Source organism: Streptomyces alkaliterrae (assembly GCF_007097205.2).
GTDB lineage: Bacteria > Actinomycetota > Actinomycetes > Streptomycetales > Streptomycetaceae > Streptomyces > Streptomyces alkaliterrae.
This window is the reverse complement of record NZ_VJYK02000122.1, coordinates 1-15758: the sequence shown is the minus strand read 5'-3', so window position 1 is coordinate 15758 and position 15758 is coordinate 1. Positions and strand designations below refer to the sequence as shown.

At 74.8% G+C, this 15758-nt stretch carries 14 protein-coding genes; 4 read left to right on the top strand and 10 right to left on the bottom strand.

Annotation, left to right across the window (positions count from 1 at the left end):
• Positions 1–162: 162 nt before the first annotated feature.
• The 8 genes from FNX44_RS13655 to FNX44_RS13625 form a co-directional block, all read right to left on the bottom strand.
• Positions 163–1551 carry a YcaO-like family protein gene (locus tag FNX44_RS13655; protein WP_407699182.1) on the bottom strand — a complete coding sequence of 463 codons (1389 nt, stop codon included), beginning with the start codon at positions 1549–1551 and terminating at the stop codon, positions 163–165.
• Positions 1548–3101: a CocE/NonD family hydrolase gene (locus FNX44_RS13650; RefSeq protein WP_143648414.1), complete on the bottom strand. Its 1554-nt coding sequence runs from the start codon at positions 3099–3101 to the stop codon at positions 1548–1550. Before FNX44_RS13650 ends, FNX44_RS13655 begins: the two co-directional genes overlap by 4 nt.
• Positions 3098–3943 (bottom strand): hypothetical protein, encoded by an 846-nt coding sequence (locus FNX44_RS13645; RefSeq protein ID WP_323369334.1) that lies wholly within the window; start codon positions 3941–3943, stop codon positions 3098–3100. The genes FNX44_RS13650 and FNX44_RS13645 overlap by 4 nt, the downstream gene beginning before the upstream one ends.
• Before the next feature lie 204 nt (positions 3944–4147).
• The gene (gene amiA / locus FNX44_RS29505) at positions 4148–4276 is read right to left on the bottom strand and encodes a streptamidine family RiPP (RefSeq protein ID WP_267129467.1); all 129 of its coding nucleotides are present in this window, start codon (positions 4274–4276) and stop codon (positions 4148–4150) included.
• Positions 4277–4347: 71 nt separating this feature from the next.
• On the bottom strand, positions 4348–5154 hold the full coding sequence (locus tag FNX44_RS13640; RefSeq protein ID WP_143648412.1) for an ABC transporter ATP-binding protein: 807 nt from the start codon (positions 5152–5154) through the stop codon (positions 4348–4350).
• 49 nt (positions 5155–5203) lie between these two features.
• Complete coding sequence (locus FNX44_RS13635; RefSeq protein WP_143648410.1) at positions 5204–6223, bottom strand: FecCD family ABC transporter permease; 1020 nt, start codon at positions 6221–6223, stop codon at positions 5204–5206.
• Positions 6220–7152, bottom strand: a complete 933-nt coding sequence (locus FNX44_RS13630) for a FecCD family ABC transporter permease (protein WP_407699135.1) — start codon at positions 7150–7152, stop codon at positions 6220–6222. The genes FNX44_RS13635 and FNX44_RS13630 overlap by 4 nt, the downstream gene beginning before the upstream one ends.
• A 179-nt stretch (positions 7153–7331) precedes the next feature.
• Complete coding sequence (locus FNX44_RS13625; RefSeq protein WP_143648420.1) at positions 7332–8309, bottom strand: ABC transporter substrate-binding protein; 978 nt, start codon at positions 8307–8309, stop codon at positions 7332–7334.
• A 138-nt stretch (positions 8310–8447) separates the two neighbouring features.
• Here FNX44_RS13625 and FNX44_RS13620 point away from each other — a divergent pair, with 138 nt between their 5' ends.
• Both FNX44_RS13620 and FNX44_RS13615 read left to right on the top strand, forming a co-directional pair.
• A complete protein-coding gene (locus FNX44_RS13620; RefSeq protein WP_143648407.1) occupies positions 8448–9680 on the top strand; it encodes a hypothetical protein in 1233 nt (410 codons plus the stop codon).
• 569 nt (positions 9681–10249) lie between these two features.
• Complete coding sequence (locus FNX44_RS13615) at positions 10250–11041, top strand: hypothetical protein (RefSeq protein WP_407699134.1); 792 nt, start codon at positions 10250–10252, stop codon at positions 11039–11041.
• Positions 11042–11140: 99 nt separating this feature from the next.
• On the opposite strand, the gene FNX44_RS13610 is transcribed toward FNX44_RS13615, so the two are convergent.
• Positions 11141–11968 (bottom strand): GntR family transcriptional regulator, encoded by an 828-nt coding sequence (locus tag FNX44_RS13610; protein ID WP_143648405.1) that lies wholly within the window; start codon positions 11966–11968, stop codon positions 11141–11143.
• Between the two features lie 136 nt (positions 11969–12104).
• Between FNX44_RS13610 and FNX44_RS13605 the strand changes: the two genes are divergently transcribed.
• Both FNX44_RS13605 and FNX44_RS13600 read left to right on the top strand, forming a co-directional pair.
• A complete protein-coding gene (locus tag FNX44_RS13605; protein ID WP_143648403.1) occupies positions 12105–12965 on the top strand; it encodes a (2Fe-2S)-binding protein in 861 nt (286 codons plus the stop codon).
• Between the two features lie 148 nt (positions 12966–13113).
• Entirely contained in the window at positions 13114–14208 is a 1095-nt protein-coding gene (locus tag FNX44_RS13600; RefSeq protein ID WP_143648402.1) for a DUF2637 domain-containing protein, read from the top strand.
• Between the two features lie 91 nt (positions 14209–14299).
• Here the strand turns inward: FNX44_RS13600 and FNX44_RS13595 are convergent, their stop codons facing one another.
• Positions 14300–15373 carry a protein phosphatase 2C domain-containing protein gene (locus tag FNX44_RS13595; RefSeq protein WP_323369333.1) on the bottom strand — a complete coding sequence of 358 codons (1074 nt, stop codon included), beginning with the start codon at positions 15371–15373 and terminating at the stop codon, positions 14300–14302.
• Positions 15374–15758: the final 385 nt, after the last annotated feature.

Below are 15758 nucleotides of genomic sequence, written 5' to 3'. Positions count from 1 at the left end.
CTGTTGTGGTGGCGGTTTCGGTGTCGGTGGTGTCGGTGGTGTCGGTGGTGTCGGTGGTGTCGGTGGTGTCGGTGGTGTCGGTGGTGTCGGTGGTGTCGGTGGTGTCGGTGGTGTCGGTGGTGTCGGTGGTGTCGGGATCATGGGGGTACCGCATCGGCGGCCTCACATGTGCGGTGGCGGGGTGAGGGTGAAGTCCGCCGGCTCGGCGGGTGCCGTCTCGCGCCAGCCGCGGGCGAGCGCGGCCTGTGCGAAGCGCGGGCAGCCGAAGTAGCCGAAGGCAGCAGGAGCGTTGGGCACCAGTCCGGACACCAGCACGCGGGCGACGCGCAGTTCGGTCTCGTTGACGTCCTCGGTGGTGAGGTCGGCGGCGATGACGCGGTGTCCTCCGGCGCGCAGTCGCTCGTCCAGTTCGGCCCGGGTGGCGGCCGGTACCCGGTCGACGGGGACCACTCCGCCGGAAGGCGCGGTGAACCGTTCCGCCAGTGGGTGCACCCGCTCGTCGAGCCAGACCTGGACGTGGGCGCCGAGGTCGCGGACGGCGGCGAAGTGGGTGCCGCTGGAATCGAGGTAGCGGCCGTCGGCACGGTGGTCGAGGTAGAGGCCGCGCGCCAGCAGTCCGGCCTCCACGGACCGGAAGACCCAGCCGTCGGCGTCGGTGACGCCGAGGGTGAACACCCAGGTGTGCACAGCCTCCAGGACCGCCTTGCGGGCGGCCTCCGCCGGGTCGAGGCGGCAGGCGAACCCGGCCGCGTACACGCCGCTCGCCGGGTCGTGCACCAGGGCCGCCGCGCAGGGCGCGAACTCGGAGGGCATCTCGACGATCCACACCCGCAGTCCGCTGCCGGCCAGATCGGCGGCGAGGCCCGGCACACTGCCGGGATCGATGCCGCGCGCGGGCCCGCCCAGTTGCCACCACAGTTCGAGCGCGTCCCGTTCGACGACCTCCAGCAGGCCGCGTTCGACCGCGTCGTCCAGCCCCTGACCGGTGGCGATACCGGCGTAGTTGAGGTGGTGGGTGCGGGGCAGCGAACGCAGCTCGCCCTGCCGCCAGTTGAGGTAGGTCAGGGAGACCGGGGCCCAGCACTCGGCGCGTTGGCCCCCGGGCAGCAGCTCCTGGGCGCGCGCCCACAGCGCCGGGGTGCCGCCGTCCAGCGGCCGGTAGGGGAAGCCGGGGCGGTCGTACTGCCAGGGCGCGTTGCGGGGTACGTCGTCGGGGCCGTACAACCGCAGTCCCTTGGCGAGGAGTTCGTCGGCGGTGGCGCGCAGCGGTTCGTCCCGGTGGCCGGGCGGCGGGACCCGGTTGCCGCAGTACCGTTCCACGGCCTCCGCGACGGCGGCCAGCCGCGCGCCGTCCGGGTCGCCGAACGTGGTGCCCAGTGAGACCCGGTCGGCGGGCCAGGCGCCCAGGTGCCGGGCGTCGGCGACCTCGGCGGTCATCGCGGTGTAGCGCGGCGGGGCGCCCTCGGGGTGCGGCACGGGCCCGACCGAGCGCACGACGCCGCACACGGGATCGACCAGGGCTTCCAGCGGAAGGCTCGTCGGGCGGCTCATCGGCATATCTCCTGTACGGGGTCGACGGATGCGGTGAAGGCGCCGCGTTCCAGGCGCGGCAGCAGCAGCGCACTGCCCTCGGGGATCAACTCCCGTTCGGACGGTGGTTGTTCGGTGGCGGTGAGCGGGTCCTGGCCGGTGTGGGGGTTGCGGGCGTGGGCCGGGAAGTGGTGGCCGGCGATCTCCAGGCGCAGCCTCGTGCCGGCCGCCAGCCGACGGGCGAGCCGCCCCAGCGGGACGGTGAACTCGGCGTCGCCGCCCGGTTGGTGGTGTCGCCGGGCGATGCCGGTGGCCAGCGGGGCGGCGTGTCCGGCCGGGTCGAGGGCGACAAGCCGGGCGACCCAGTCGGCGCTCGGCGTGGCGGAGCGGGCCCGCAGCCGGACCTCGGCGGGGCCGAAGAGGTCGAGCGGGCGCGGCAGCGGTCCGGTCGCCGCCAGCGCGCGGTCGCTCGGCTCCGGCGCCACCGCCAGTTCGTCGGAGCGCACGGGTCGGCGGGGGTCGGCGGTGAAGCGCGGGCCGCCGAGCAGTCGGAGTCCGGTGGCGCCGCCGAGCGGCAGGGCGTGGCCGGGGGCGGTGCTGTCGGTGGTGAGCCACAGCGGGCTGCCGCCGAGCGCGACGACGCCGCGGTGGCCGGGCGTGAGGGTGTCGGCGAGTGCGGCGCGTGCCCATCGGGCATAGAGCGGACCGAGGGGCAGCCGGTGTGCGGGGTCGGCGTCGGGGCCGGGTTGGGCGGTCAGGCCGTGCCCCCAGGGACCGATGAGCAGCCGGGCCGTCGGCCCTCCCCATCGGCTCCACAGCCGTTCGGTCTCTGCGGTGAAGGTGTCGTGGGTGCCGCCGACGGCGAGCAGCGGGGTGGTGGCGTCGGCGGCCCGGTCGAGCAGCCGCCCGTACGGCGCCTCCCACAGCGCGGTCCAGCCGGGAAGCGGGCGGCCCAGGCGCCGGGGCAGGTCCGACACGGGGAGGTGGTCGAGCAGTTGGGGGTCGGCGGTGAGCGCGTCGGCGAGCGCCGAGGGGTCGCCGACGCGCCGACCGCCGTGGGCGGTCCACCAGCCGACGCGGTCGTACAGCCGCTCGCAGCCGTCGGGCTCTCTGGCGGTCTCCGCCGGGCCGAGGACGGGGACGGCAGCGAGGACGGCGTCCGGGCGGGCGTCCCCGGGGGCGTCGAGGGCGAGGGTGAGCGCGCAGTAGGCGGCGTAGGAGCCGCCGGCGGCCACGATCCTGCCGTCGGACCAGGGGCGGCGGCGTATCCAGCGGGCGGTGGCGGTGCCGTCGCGGTCCTCGGTGGTGTAGGGCCGCCAGTCGCCGTCGGAGTCGTGGCGGCCGCGTACGTCCTGGGCGACGGCGGCGAACCCGTGCCGGGCCCAGCCGGCCAGCTCCGCCCGGTGCCCGGTTCTGCCGTAGGGGGTGCGGATGAGCACGGTGGTGAACGGCCCTGGCCCGGCCGGGAGTTGGACGTCGGTGGCCAGGAGGGCGCCGTCCGGGGCGGGTACCCGATGGGTGCGCGCGGCGGACGGGCGCGGCCGGGCGGGGGTCGTCGGCGTGGCGGTCATGGCGTTCCGCGGCGTCGGGGGGCGACCGGCGGTACCGGCAGGACGGGGTGGTTCTCGACGGTGAGGTCCCGCAGGTCGACGCGGCGCAGTCGGCGGCGGGCAGGCAGGCCGCCCTCGCCGGGGGCGGCGCCCGCCCAGTCGGCCAGGTCGGCGGCGAGCAACGCGGCGATGAGCGCGGCGGCGGGCCCGGTCAGCGGTGCCGGGTGGCCGGTGGTGCGCGCGCCGCGCCAGTAGGCGGCGAGTTCCCGGTGGGCGGGAGTTGCGGCGAGCCGGCGGGCGCGTATGTGGGCGGAGGTGACGTCGCCGGGTAGCGCGGCGAGCGGTTCGAGCCACGCCTGCCAGCCCTCGCGGTGGCAACGCAGCCAGGCGACGCCGCGTTCGGGGAGCCGGTCGGCGGCGTCCCAGAGCCCTGGCGGGACGGGTCCGTCCAGGCACCAGACGACGGCCGCCGGTGCCGGCGGGCACTCGGGCTCGTCGAGCAGCGTGGCCAGTTCGGCGGGTTCGGTGGGCCGGGGGTCGGCTCCGGCGGCCGCCAGGAGCGCGGTCAGCGGGCCGGTGATCCGCTCGTCGCCGAGCAGCCATACCGTGCGGCGGTCTGCGGCCCATGCGGTGGTGGAGGGACGTGCGGTGAGATAGCCGGCCTGGTCGAACGCGCCGGTGAGCCGGTCGAGTTCGCCGGAGGGCGCGTCGAGGCCGTCGGCGCCGGTGTTCGAAGCCGCGTCCCCGGCGAGGTGGGCGAGCAGTCTGGGCACGGGCGCCTCACCGGTGTTGACCCGCAGGAACTCCCCGTCGGCGGTCCGCACGGCCAGCTCGGCCACGCCGTCCCCGGCGCGCGCGGGCACGGCGACCACCTCGACACCGGGCGCCAGCCGCCGTGGCGCCGCTGCGGCCGGTCGGACAGTCCCTGGCTGGCTGGACACGATGTGGCCTTTCGTCTTTCGCTCGGTGGTGGCGGCGCGGTACGTCGACGCGCGGCGGGCGGGGGTGGGGCGAGAGCGGCGGGCCCGTCCGTCGCCGGAGCGGGCCCGCCTGGCGGTTACGCCGGATTACTCGCTGTCGGCGTTGCCGTCGACCTCGTCGAAGGGGTTCTCGACGAGCGCGTTGGAGTGCGAGGCCGAGTTGTGGGCCAGCTGGCCCGGGTCGGCGATCGGGGCGAAGATCCGCTCCTGCTCCATGGTGATCCTCCGTAACTCTCTACTGTGCGACGTCCGTTCGGGCGCCACACACAGAGAGTAGATGAAAATGATTATCGTTTACTAGTCGCCGCGGGGTGATCTGGGTAACACACCGGCCACCCGCCCTCCGGGTCGACGCCCACCCGGCCGACGACGTCCAGCACCTCCGCGAGGAACGCCGGCGTCACGACCTCCTCGGGGGCACCGTCGGCGACCACCACGCCACCGCGCAGCGCGACGATTCGCTCGGCGAAGCGGGCCGCGTGGGCGAGGTCGTGCAGCACCATCAGCACCGTCAGACCGCGCTCCTCCCGCAACCGCACCACCGTCTGGAGGACCTCCAGCTGGTGCCGCAGGTCGAGGTAGGTGGTCGGCTCGTCGAGCAGCAGCACCCGGGTGTCCTGGGCCAACGCCATCGCCAGCCGCACCCGCTGCCGCTCCCCGCCGGACAGCGCGTCCACCGGCCGGTCCGCCCACGCGGTGACCCCGGCGTCCGCGAGCGCCCGGGCGACCGTCGAGTCCTCCCCGGCCCGCAGCATGCCGAGCGGCCCGCGCGCCGCGTAGCGGCCCTGCCGCACCAACTGCCGTACGGTCAGGCCCGGCACCGCCGGAGCCGACTGGTGCAGCAGGGCCACCCGGCGGGCCGTCGCCCGTCTGGTCAGCCGAGCCAGGTCGTCCTCGCCCAGCAGCACCCGGCCGGACGCCGGGCGCAGCAGCCCGGCGACCAGCCGCAGCAAGGTGGACTTCCCGCAACCGTTCAATCCGACCAGGGCGGTCAACTCGCCCGGTTCCACCCGCAGGTCGACGCCGGCGAGCACCGGACGTCCCGGGTAGCCGAAGGACACGTCCTCGACCGTGATTCCGACGGCGTCTGCCATCTCAACTCCTGTGTGCATCAAGGGACCCGCTCTTCGGGATTCGGGCGCGTCAGTACTCACGGTCGGGCGTGCGGCGCACCGCGAGCAGCAGCAGGGCCGCGCCCAGGAAGCTGGTGACCGCGCCCACCGGCAGCGTCAGCCGCCCGGCGTCCAGCAGCACCGCCAGCGTCCGGGCAAGTGACTGGGCGAGGGCGTCCGCGACGCACACCACCGTCGCCCCGAGCAGCGCCGCCCCCGGCAGCGTCACCCGCAGGTCCGCGCCGAACACCGCGATCGCCACATGCGGGATGAGCAGCCCCACAAAGCCGAGCGCGCCGACCGCCGAGACCGCCGCCGCCGTGAGGGCCACCGCGCACAGCAGGGCGAGCGCCCGGGCCCGGTCGGCGGCCAGTCCCAGGGCGGAGGCCTGCTCGTCACCGCAGCGCAGCAAGGTCAGCGGTCCGGCGAGCAGCCAGGCCAGCACCGCCCAGGCCAGCGCCCACGGCCACATCAGGTGCCAGTGGTGCCACACCCGCCCCTCGGTGGAACCGACCAACCACTGCACCACGCTGCCCAGTTCACCGGGCGCGACCAGCAGGACCATGGCGGTGAGGCCGCCCAGCACCGCCGAGACGAGCACGCCGTAGACGGCCGTGCCCGCCGGATCCGAGCGCTGCCGGCCGGCGAGCAGCCACAGCAGGCCCGCGCCCGCGAAGCCGCCGACGGTCGCGGCCAGCACGACGGCCGCCGGGGAGTCCCAGCCGGCGAGCCCGAGACCGGTCGCGGTCACCGCGCCGAGCACGGCGCCCGGGGTGACACCGGTGACCTCCGGGCCGGCCAGCGGGTTGCGGAGCGCCGACTGGAGCACCAGCCCGGCGACGCCCAGGCAGGCACCGGCGCCGAGCGCCACCAGCAGCCGGGGTACTCGGAGCTGGAAGAAGACGTGCCGGTCGGTGTGGTCGCCGCCGCCGGTCAGCACCTCCCACACGGCCGGGGGCGACAGCGCGCGACCGGCCAGTACCTGGGCGCAGACCGCCGCCAGCAGCACCGCGCCCAGCAGTACGAACCTTCGGCTGACCGTCGCCGTCATCGCGCGCCTCCCGTCGTGCGGCGCAGCAGCAGCACACCGGCGGGCACGCCGAGCAGTGCGGTCCAGGCGCCGACCGGTGTCTCCACAGGTGCGAGGGCCAGCCGTGCCGGAACGTCGGCGACGACCACCACCACCGCTCCCCAGGCCGCCGACCACGGCAGCCAACTCGCCGCGTTCCCCGCGGGATTGAAGCGCCGGGCCAGCTGGGGCGCGAGGAAGCCCACCCAGGCGACCGGGCCGCACACCGCGACGACGGGCGCGATCAGCACCACCGCCACGGCGAGCGCGGCCAGCCGGGCCCGCCGCACCCGTACGCCCAGGGCCTCGGCGTCGTCGTCGCCGAGGCGCAGCACACCGAGCACCGGCGCGCACAGCACCAGGGCCGGACCGGCCACTAGCAGCCACGGTCCGAGCCCGCTCACGTCGTCCCAGGTCCGGGCGGAGAGCGAGCCGAGCAGATAGCGGTAGATGAGCTGGAGGTCGAGCTGGTCGGCCATCACCATCATCACCAGCAGCGCCGCCTGGAGCGCGGCCGCCACCGCCGCCCCGGTCAGCAGCACCGCCGAAGGGCTGCGCCCGAAACCGGCGGCGAGCAGCGTGAGGGCCCCTCCCAGGGTGGCGCCGGCGATGGCCAGCCCGGGTTGCACCACGGCGGGGATCGAGTACGCCAGGACCAGCGGGGCCGCCACGCCGAGCGCGGCGCCGGAGGAGACGCCCAGCAGTTCGGGCACGGCCAGCTGGTTGCGCAGCGCCTCCTGGAGGACCAGGCCGGCCGCGCCGAGGCAGGCGCCGGCCAGCAGGGCGAGCGCCAGCCGCGGCAGCCGCAGCTCGGCGACGACGAGGGAGGCCAGGTCCTCGGCGCCGCCGAGCAGGGCGCCGGGCAGGGCGTGCGGGGGAACGACCGGGGTGCCCAGGGACAGTCCGGTCACCGCGGCGAGCAGCAACAGGCCGAAAACAAGCAGGGGTTGGGCCCGCCGGAGCCGAGAGCGGTCGCCGGGCGACGCCTCACGCCCGACCGGTGGCCGATGCTCCGCGGGAACGGCGACGGGCGGGGCGCCGGCGGGAGTGTCCCGCGCCCCGCCCGCCGCCCGCGCGAGGGGCCGCCGACTCACCGGAGAGCGGCCGTGGCCTCGTCGAGGACGACGCCCAGCGAGCGGGTGCCGCGCCCCTTGGCCCACACCTCGGAGTCGACCTCGTGCACGTCGCCGTTGCGGACGGCCGGGATCCTGCCCCACAGCGGGTTCTTCGCCAGCTTCTCGGAGAGCTTGCCGTCGTCCTCGCCGAACGACAGGGTCTCCACGAAGAGCACGTCGACGTCCCTGGCCAGGATCTCCTCCAGGCTGTAACTGCCCTCCACACCACGGGACTTCCACGGGTAGCGGGAGATCTTGGGGAACAGCCCGGCGGCGACGTCGGTGCCGGGGGTGGCGACGCCGAAGTTCTCGTCGCTGCCGTAGATGATCAGCGAGGTGAGCTCACTGGGCTTCTTCTCGGCTGCGGCGAGCTTGGCGCGGAAGGTCCGTTCGGCCTTCTCGCCCTCCTCGGTGCGGCCGGTGAGGGCGGCGAGGTCGCGCAGATAGGCGACGCTGTCCTGCCAGTCGTCGGGCTGGACCGGCCAGAAGGTCGTGGCGCCCTTGAGCGCGGGCGCCAGCTTGCCGTGGGTGTCGGTGAGCCCGATGACCAGGTCCGGCTTGTGGGAGAGGACGGCCTCCACCTCGGGGGCGATGAAGCCGCCGGGGATGACAGGGACCTTCGCGGCCTTCTTCTTGCCGAGGAAGTCCTCGTGGGCCAGCAGGGCGTTGTTCGTCGCGGCGGGCGTCAGCCCCAGCTCGATCAGCATGTCGTCGCAGATGGCGACCAGGCACACCACGCGCCGGGGCGCCTTGTCGGTGGCCACGCGGACGCCCTTGACGTCCTTGATCTCGCGGGCGGACTCGATCGGCTCGACCTTCAGCCCGGTCCGGGCCCCGGTGTCCTTGCCGTCGTCGTCCGCCGTCTCGGCGGTTCCGCCGCAACCGGCCAACAGGGAACCCAGTACGGCGGCGGCGATGAGTCGTCTGGCGTGTCGTAGCGCGGTACGCGGCATGGCGGTTCTCGGTTCCTTCTCGACGTGCGGGGCGAGCGTGAACACCTCGGAGGGCGCCCCTTTTCCCACCGAGCAGGCAGGGTACACATGATAATCGTTATCATTACAAGTTTTCACCCGCCCGGAGGGCAGAACCTCATGACCACCGCTCCCCTACTGCTCGTCTCCGACCAGATCGCCGGCCGCGCACGGCTGTTGACCGTTCCGGACGGCACACCGGTCGCCTCCCTGGAGGGCCGTCACCTCGCCGAGCACCCCGGCTTCCTCGCACTGCCCGGCGGTCGGGTGGCCTGCGTCGACGACCGGGCCGGCGAGCTGCTGGTGCTCGATCCGTTCGGCGCCCGCGACGGCGGCCCGCTGGTGGAACGACGCCTTCCCGTCGCCACGCCCGCCGAACAGCTGGCAGCCGACCCCGCCGGGCGGCGCCTGGCTCTGACCACCGGCCTCGGCGACAACACCGAGCCCTGGTCGGAGCTGTTGACCGTGCTGGACCTGGTCGACGGGGACTGCGTCCGCGTCCGCACCCGCCCCGGCGAGCCGGGAGTGACCGTCCTGGCCGACCCGGCGGACGGCGAGAACGCCTGGGTGGTGCTGCGCCACCGCGAACCCGGCGCACTGACCGTGCACCGCTGGTCGGAGCTGCTGGACGCGACACCCGGCTGCCCACCCGCCGCCGCCCACCAGAGCCTGCCGCTGCCACCCGACGGACACGGGGACGCCCAGGACCCGCTGACCGGCCGGGTGTTCGCCGCCACGAGTCAGGGCGTGCACCGGGCACGCCGCCGGGACGGCGTCCTCGTCGCCGAGGAGACACTGCCCTGGCGGGCGCCGGGACGCGGCTACTTCCTCCGGCTCGATCCGCACCGCCGAACCCTGTGGTCGTGCCTGCGCGGCGGGCCCGCCGAGCCGCAGCGCTGGAGCGAATGGACCAACCATGCCTGGCGCCACGAACTCGACGGCCACCGCACCGAGGTGTGCGACCTGGGGCCCGGCCTGGTCTTCCGGATGGCCTTCACCGCGCGGCACGCGGCCTTCACCCGCATCCACCCGGACGGCGACGAACTGCTGCTGCTCGACGCCGAGTCGACCAGCCCCGAGGTGGTGCGGCGGGTGCCGCTGGCACCGATGGACGGCGCGCCGCGAGGCGGCCGCTCGCCCTGGGAGGGTGTGCAGCGGCGGGCCGTCGCGGCCTCTCCCGGCGCGGGTTGGGTCGCGGCCAGCCGCGGAGGGCACGGGCAGGTGGTCCTGCTCGACGCGGACGGCGGCGGGGACCCGCGGGTGCTGGACGTCGGCACGCCGCTTGACCACGGCGGTCGTCTGGTGATGATCGGCGCCGGAGACGGCGCGGAGGGAGATGCCAACGGGCGCTGAGATGCCGCACCGTGGACGAGGCCGGAAGAGGCCGGAGAGGGGAGACCTACAAAAAGCACCTGCCCGGTGCGACGGGGGATGCACACCGGGCAGGCACAACTCCTTTGTACAGCATGTGTAGTCGTCGGCGCATCACCCGCCGTCCCGACAGGGCCGGAGCCCACGCCGGACAATCGAGATCAAGCCACGCCACTCGGGCCATACATCCCCCTTCCGCACCGGTCACGGCCCTGGATCGTCGCATGTGGCGCATGTCAACAGAGCCTCCTCGGCCACCATTCCACCCTTTCTGTTTGGCCGATTCTGAGCGCAACCGGAAACCGACGTCGTCGCCGGTCGCCCACCCCGGGGACCGGCCGCAACACCACGCCGGGAAGCGCCCGGACCAAGATTGTGAACAGATTCACACCAAACCCTTGGCCCGGCGGTGTGATCCGTGCTGAGATGCGAACCACATCTCGCAGCTTCGGGGTGTCGTGCGGACCGGCGGCAGGGGCGCGAGCCGGAGCACGACCAGCGACACACCCGGGGCGGATTTCCGGCTCGAAGGCGCGCTTGGGGAGGGCACTGTGGCGGAACCCGCCAGGTCAGGTCCGGTTCGGCGGGACACCATCCGAGAGCATCCGGAAGGAGACGATCCACTGAGCGCCGCCATCTGGCGGCTCCGCTCCCGAGGCTGCTGGGAGGACGCGGCGGCCCTGCTCGACGTACACGCCGCACGAGAGCCCCGGCAGGCGGTGCGCCGAGCCGCCCTGCTGGTGGAGCGCTGCCTGTTCACCGCGGCAGGCTGGGCGGAGGCGGAGGAGGCCGTACGCGCCGCCGAGGCGGCCGCAACGTCCGACGTCGATCGCGGCGCGGCGGCCTGCGAACGAGGCCAACTCGCCTACGCGGCAACCGTGGTGGGCGGCCGCGACCGCTCCGACGAGGCCCGCGCGGCACTCGGCCGGGCAGCCGCGCTGCTCCCTCCCGACGCCCCCGAACGGGCGCTGCTGGACTTCCGACGCGGACTGCTCGCCGAGTTCCTGGCGGACAGCCCCCAGTCCGCCGAGGCCGCCTACCGGCGGGCACACGCCGCCGCCACCACCCACGGCGACTCGCTGCTGTGTTCCTTCACCTGGCGCCACCTGGCCGGACTCGCCCTGCGCGAGGGGGAGCTGACCGAAGCCCGCCAGGGCTTCGCGGAGTCGCTGCGGATACGTGAGGAGCTGGGCTTCCTCGTCGGCATGGCACCGGCTCTCGTTTCGCTCGCGGACGTCGCGCCACAGGCGGAGGGGGACCGGCTGCGGGCCGAGGCCCACCGGCTCTTCCGGCTCCTCGGCGGCGTTCCCACCTGGCTCGCCGGCCGACTCGCCGCCGCCTGAACCCGGCCGGGTCGGCCGCCCGGCGGAGGCGGAGACTGAGCGCTCCCAGACCGCCCAGACCGCTCAGACCGCTCAGACCGCTCAGACCGCTCAGACCGCTCAGACCGCGAGGATCTCGCGGAGCAGGCGCTCGGCGGTCGGCAGGTCCGGCGCGGTGAGCGCGTCGAGCAGCGCCCCGTACCGGGCGGCCACCCCGCACGCGGTCGCCCGGTCGAGCAGGCCCGGCTGGGCACCCCGGCACAGCTCCTCGACCAGCCGGGTCAGCCGGCGGTTGCCGCACGGCTCGACCAGCGCCGAGTGGAACGCCCGGTCCGCCGCCGCATAACCGGTGACGTCGCCGTTCACCGCGCAGCGCAGCACCTCGTCCGCCAGCGGGCGCAGCGCCCGCCAGCTGCCGGGCGCGCGCAGCCGCACGGCCTGGTGCAGCGCCGGCACCTGCACCATCACCCGGACCTCGGCCAGCTCCGCGACGTCCCGCGCGGTACGCTCGGCGACCCGGAAGCCGCGGTTGGGCACGGTCTCCACCACGCCCTCGCCGGCCAGCTGCTGCATGGCCTCGCGAACCGGTGTCGGGGAGACGCCGAAGCGGGCGGCCAGCGCCGGCGCCGAGTAGACCCGGCCGGGGCTCAGCTCACCGTTGAGCAGTGCCGCGCGCAGCGCGTCGAGTACCTGCGCGCGCACCGACTGGCGACGCGGCCCGGTCGGCTGCTCGCCGTGCACGTGCTCACCGCGCACCGCCTCCGCCGGGCTGGGTCCGCCGGGCCCCTCGAACGGGGCGGACGCCTGCCGGTCCAGCGGTCGCGTCGCGCGCTCGGCGCCGGGGGCCGGCCGCGCCGGATGCAGCCGGCGCTGCTGCGCGGGCACCGCCCGTCCGGGGCCGTGGGCGGCCTCGGCCCCGGTCACCGTCTCCGCGCCGGTCTCGCTCATCCGCCCTCCTGCCCTGACGTCGACACCACTGATTGTCCGAAGAGCACCATAGGCGCAGAGTGCGGGAGATCAAACCTCGATTCCATCAGCTAAGGTAAGGCTTACCTGCTAACGATCGTGGAATCGGGACCGCCGCATGGCCACCACCACTCTCGCTCCAGCCCGGTCCGCCCCCGCGGCGGACACCCCGCTGACCGCCGCGTACGCGCGGCTGGCCGAACTGCTGCCGGCACTCCGCGTACAGGAACTGCGCGAGGGCCGGAGTCTGCCCGTGGGAAACGGTTGGGTGACCACGGAGCAGCTGGCCGCGGGCGGAGGCGTCACCGACTCCTTCCTCTCCTGGGACGACGAGCAGATCCTGCGCGACTACGGGCAGCGGGGACGGCCCGACGTCGTCGCCTCCTTCGGACTGCACCGCTACGCCTGGCCGGCGACCCTGCTGATCACGTTCCCCTGGTACCTGCACCGGCGGGTGCCCCGCCTGCCGACCGGAACCGTCGCCTTCCACCGCGAGGCCGGCCGGCTGGCGGTACGGACCGGTCCCTTCGCCTGCCTGCCGGACGACCCGGCGGCCTCCGCTCCCGGAGCCCGGATCGTGGCGGACGAGGAGGAGCTGGCCGAGGAGGTACGGGCCGCCGTCGCCGAACACCTGGCGCCCGTGCTCGACGCCTTCCGCCCCCGGATGCGGCGCCGCCCCCGCGCGCTGTGGGGCGTCGCCTCCGACGAGATCGTGGAGGGCCTGTGGTACGTCGGCCGACTACTGGGCGAGGAACGCCACGCGATGGCGGAGGCCGAACGAGTACTGCCCGGGGCGACGGGCCCCTATCCGAGCGGCGCCGGGTTCCGCGAACTCCGCGCCGCCGACGGCACCGCCCACGCGACCCGCACCCGGGCCAACTGTTGCCTGTTCTACACACTGCGTCCGCGTGAGGCGTGTGTGACCTGTCCGCGCACCTGCGACAGCGAACGAATCGCCCGCCTGACCGAAGAGAGCTGACACGTTCGAAACCAGATGCCCCAATTCGGCGCAGCCGCCGCCCATTAGCGGTCAGTTAGCGGGAAAGCCCCTGCGAGGGTCGTGAATTCGGCCAGGATGCTCCGCGAAAGCGAAGCCACGGCCGTGGACGGCCGAACTAGGGGCAGCGATGACACTTGCGGCACTGACGGATATCTCGCTCAACTGGGTGCTGGCAGGCACCGTGATGCTCGTCGGCTTTCTTGCCGCCGTGGTGCTGCTGGCCAGGGGACGAAAGCGAGACGACCGCGACGAGGCGGCCGGCCAGAACGACTCCTGGGAGAAGGCGGAGGAACGCCGCAGGCGCAAGGAGACGATCTACGCGACCGCCTCCTATCTCCTGCTCTTCTGCTGCGCCGGAGTCGCCGCCGCGCTCTCCTTCCACGGGCTTGTGGGATTCGGGCGGCAGAACCTCAATCTCAGCGGCGGCTGGGAGTACCTGGTCCCGTTCGGGCTGGACGGCGCGGCCATGTTCTGCGCGGTCATCGCCGTCCGGGAGGCCAGCCACGGCGACGCGTCACTCGGATCGCGGATACTCGTGTGGATGTTCGCCGGAGCCGCGGCCTGGTTCAACTGGGTGCACGCGCCGCGCGGCGAGGACCACGCCGGAGCACCGCACTTCTTCGCGGGCATGTCGCTGTCCGCGGCGATCCTCTTCGACCGGGCGCTCAAGCAGACCCGCAAGAGCGCGCTGCGCGAACAGGGGCTGGTCCCCCGGCCGCTCCCGCAGATCCGGGCCGTGCGGTGGATCAGGGCGCCGAGGGAGACCTTCCGCGCCTGGTCGCTGATGCTGCTGGAGGGCGTCCGCACGCTCGACGAAGCGGTGGACGAGGTACGCGAGGACCGGCAGCGCAAGCAGGAGGAGCGCGCCCGCGCCCGGGAGCAGCGCAAGCTCGAACGCGCCCGGATGAAGGCCCTGGACCGGCAGCACCGGATGTGGCGCAGGGGCGACAACCGGCGTGTGGAGGTGGAGATCACCCCCGGTCAGGCCGCCACCGCGAAGGTCGGGCCGCCGACGCTGGACGCCGGCGAGGTCGAACCCGGGCGGCTGCCGGTGCGCAACCGCCCGGCCCTGGAGGCCGGTCCGGACGAGACCGTCGGCAGCCGTGCCCGGCACGAGGTCGGCGGCAAGGCGGACGAGCATCCGGACGACGGCGGGCAGGCCGGCCCCCGGCTCGACTCGCTGGAGGAGAAACTCGCCGCGATCGAGCGGCAGTTCGGCTGATGCCGTCGCACCGGAGTCGGATTCCCCGTCCGGTGCGACGGCCCTCCCGCCGCCTGCGGAACGGCACCGACCGCCTCGGTCCCGGCGCGCGCTACTCCCAGACGACGACCGCCGTGCGGTCGTCCGCGTAGCCCTTCGCCCGCAGTTGCACGTCGGCGAGGAAGTCCGCGAGGCCCGGTGCCTCCGCGCCCGACCAGCGGTCGGCCAGCACCGCCCGGAACCCTCGCTCCCCACGCATTGGTTCCGCCATACCGCCGCTGCACAGCAGCAGCCTGTCCCCGGGTTCTGCGAGTGAGGTACGGAAGAGGAACGGCGGAGTGACCGGCTCGGACGCCGACCCGCCGGGCGCCGACGGGCCACCTGCCCCCGCCCCCGGCGGCACGCCCGCCTCCAGGCCACCGGCCGGGAGGCCACCGCCCGGGACCGTGGCGCCCGGGACCGTGGCGCCCGGCGGCGCGCTGGGCTCCAGGTCCTGCCAACTCCCGTCCCGGAGCCGGAAGAGACCGCCCGGGCCGACGCCGAAGAACAGCCTGACCTGACAGCGCGGGTCGGCCGGCAGCAGCAGACACCGCAGACCGGCCGTGTAGTCGGCCGGATCAAGCCCCTGCTGGGCGGCGCTCGCCCGAAGCCTGCCGAGGCTTCGGGCCGTCAATCGGCCCAGCCCCGACTTCAACGCCGACCGACGCCCCTCCCGCATGTCCTCCACCAGCCGCGCGCGGCTGCGTCCGATCGCCCCGCCGATCCACTCGCAGACCTCACGGGCCGCCAGATGCCCTGCCGCGGCGGCCCGGCTGCCGCTCGCGACGGCGACCAGGAGCAGGCCCTCGTCCCCCGTCCCGAACCCGGCCGTCAGCAGGGCGTCACCTCGGGGCCGTCCACGGAACCGCCCCGAGTCGCCACGTTGGGACACCGCCCGCACGGTGAGCGCGCCGTGCCTGGTGCCGTCCAGCACCGTGTCGGGCACCAGGTCGCCGAGACGTTCCGGATCGGCGGTGGGCAGCACGGTCGGTTCGGGCTCGTAGGTGGGCGGACGGTCGCCGATGTACTCCCGCTCCCCCGCTGCCCCGCGCCCACGACGCCCACTGCCGCCGGAGGCCTCTGAGGCGGAACGCTCCGAGGCCGCGGTGGCCCGCGAGCGGAGCAGCCGCCGGGTCGTCGGCCGCACGGACCGCTCGGGCGGTGACACGGCCCGGCCGGGGACCGTCGGGGGCTCGACGGCCCCGGACGTTCCCGCCTCGGCCCGCTCGCGTGGGGGCGCCGCGTCGGAAGGTGCGGGCCCCACCCTCGGAGCGGCCGGGCGTTCCGTGACGGCTGGGGGCCTCGGGCCGGTCGATCGACCACGGCTCTGGCCGGGGACCGGGGCGCCCTCCGCCGTTTCCGCACCGACGCCGCCCGGCGGCCCCTCGCCCCCTCGCCCCTGAGCCGGGAGGTCCGGCGCCCGCTCGACCGGGCCGCCGGCACTGTCGGCAGTGGTGCCGGCGGCCGTGGCCGTCTCGGTGTCCGTCCCGGCGGGGGGCTCGGTGCCGGTGGTCTGCGGACGTGGCGGGGGT

Coding starts and splice junctions, on each gene's coding strand:
- FNX44_RS13655 (WP_407699182.1), bottom strand. CDS start 1,551: ATGAGCCGCCCGACGAGCCTTCCGCTGGAAGCCCTGGTCGATCCCGTG.
- FNX44_RS13650 (WP_143648414.1), bottom strand. CDS start 3,101: ATGACCGCCACGCCGACGACCCCCGCCCGGCCGCGCCCGTCCGCCGCG.
- amiA (WP_267129467.1), bottom strand. CDS start 4,276: ATGGAGCAGGAGCGGATCTTCGCCCCGATCGCCGACCCGGGCCAGCTG.
- FNX44_RS13640 (WP_143648412.1), bottom strand. CDS start 5,154: ATGGCAGACGCCGTCGGAATCACGGTCGAGGACGTGTCCTTCGGCTAC.
- FNX44_RS13635 (WP_143648410.1), bottom strand. CDS start 6,223: ATGACGGCGACGGTCAGCCGAAGGTTCGTACTGCTGGGCGCGGTGCTG.
- FNX44_RS13625 (WP_143648420.1), bottom strand. CDS start 8,309: ATGCCGCGTACCGCGCTACGACACGCCAGACGACTCATCGCCGCCGCC.
- FNX44_RS13620 (WP_143648407.1), top strand. CDS start 8,448: ATGACCACCGCTCCCCTACTGCTCGTCTCCGACCAGATCGCCGGCCGC.
- FNX44_RS13610 (WP_143648405.1), bottom strand. CDS start 11,968: ATGAGCGAGACCGGCGCGGAGACGGTGACCGGGGCCGAGGCCGCCCAC.
- FNX44_RS13605 (WP_143648403.1), top strand. CDS start 12,105: ATGGCCACCACCACTCTCGCTCCAGCCCGGTCCGCCCCCGCGGCGGAC.
- FNX44_RS13600 (WP_143648402.1), top strand. CDS start 13,114: ATGACACTTGCGGCACTGACGGATATCTCGCTCAACTGGGTGCTGGCA.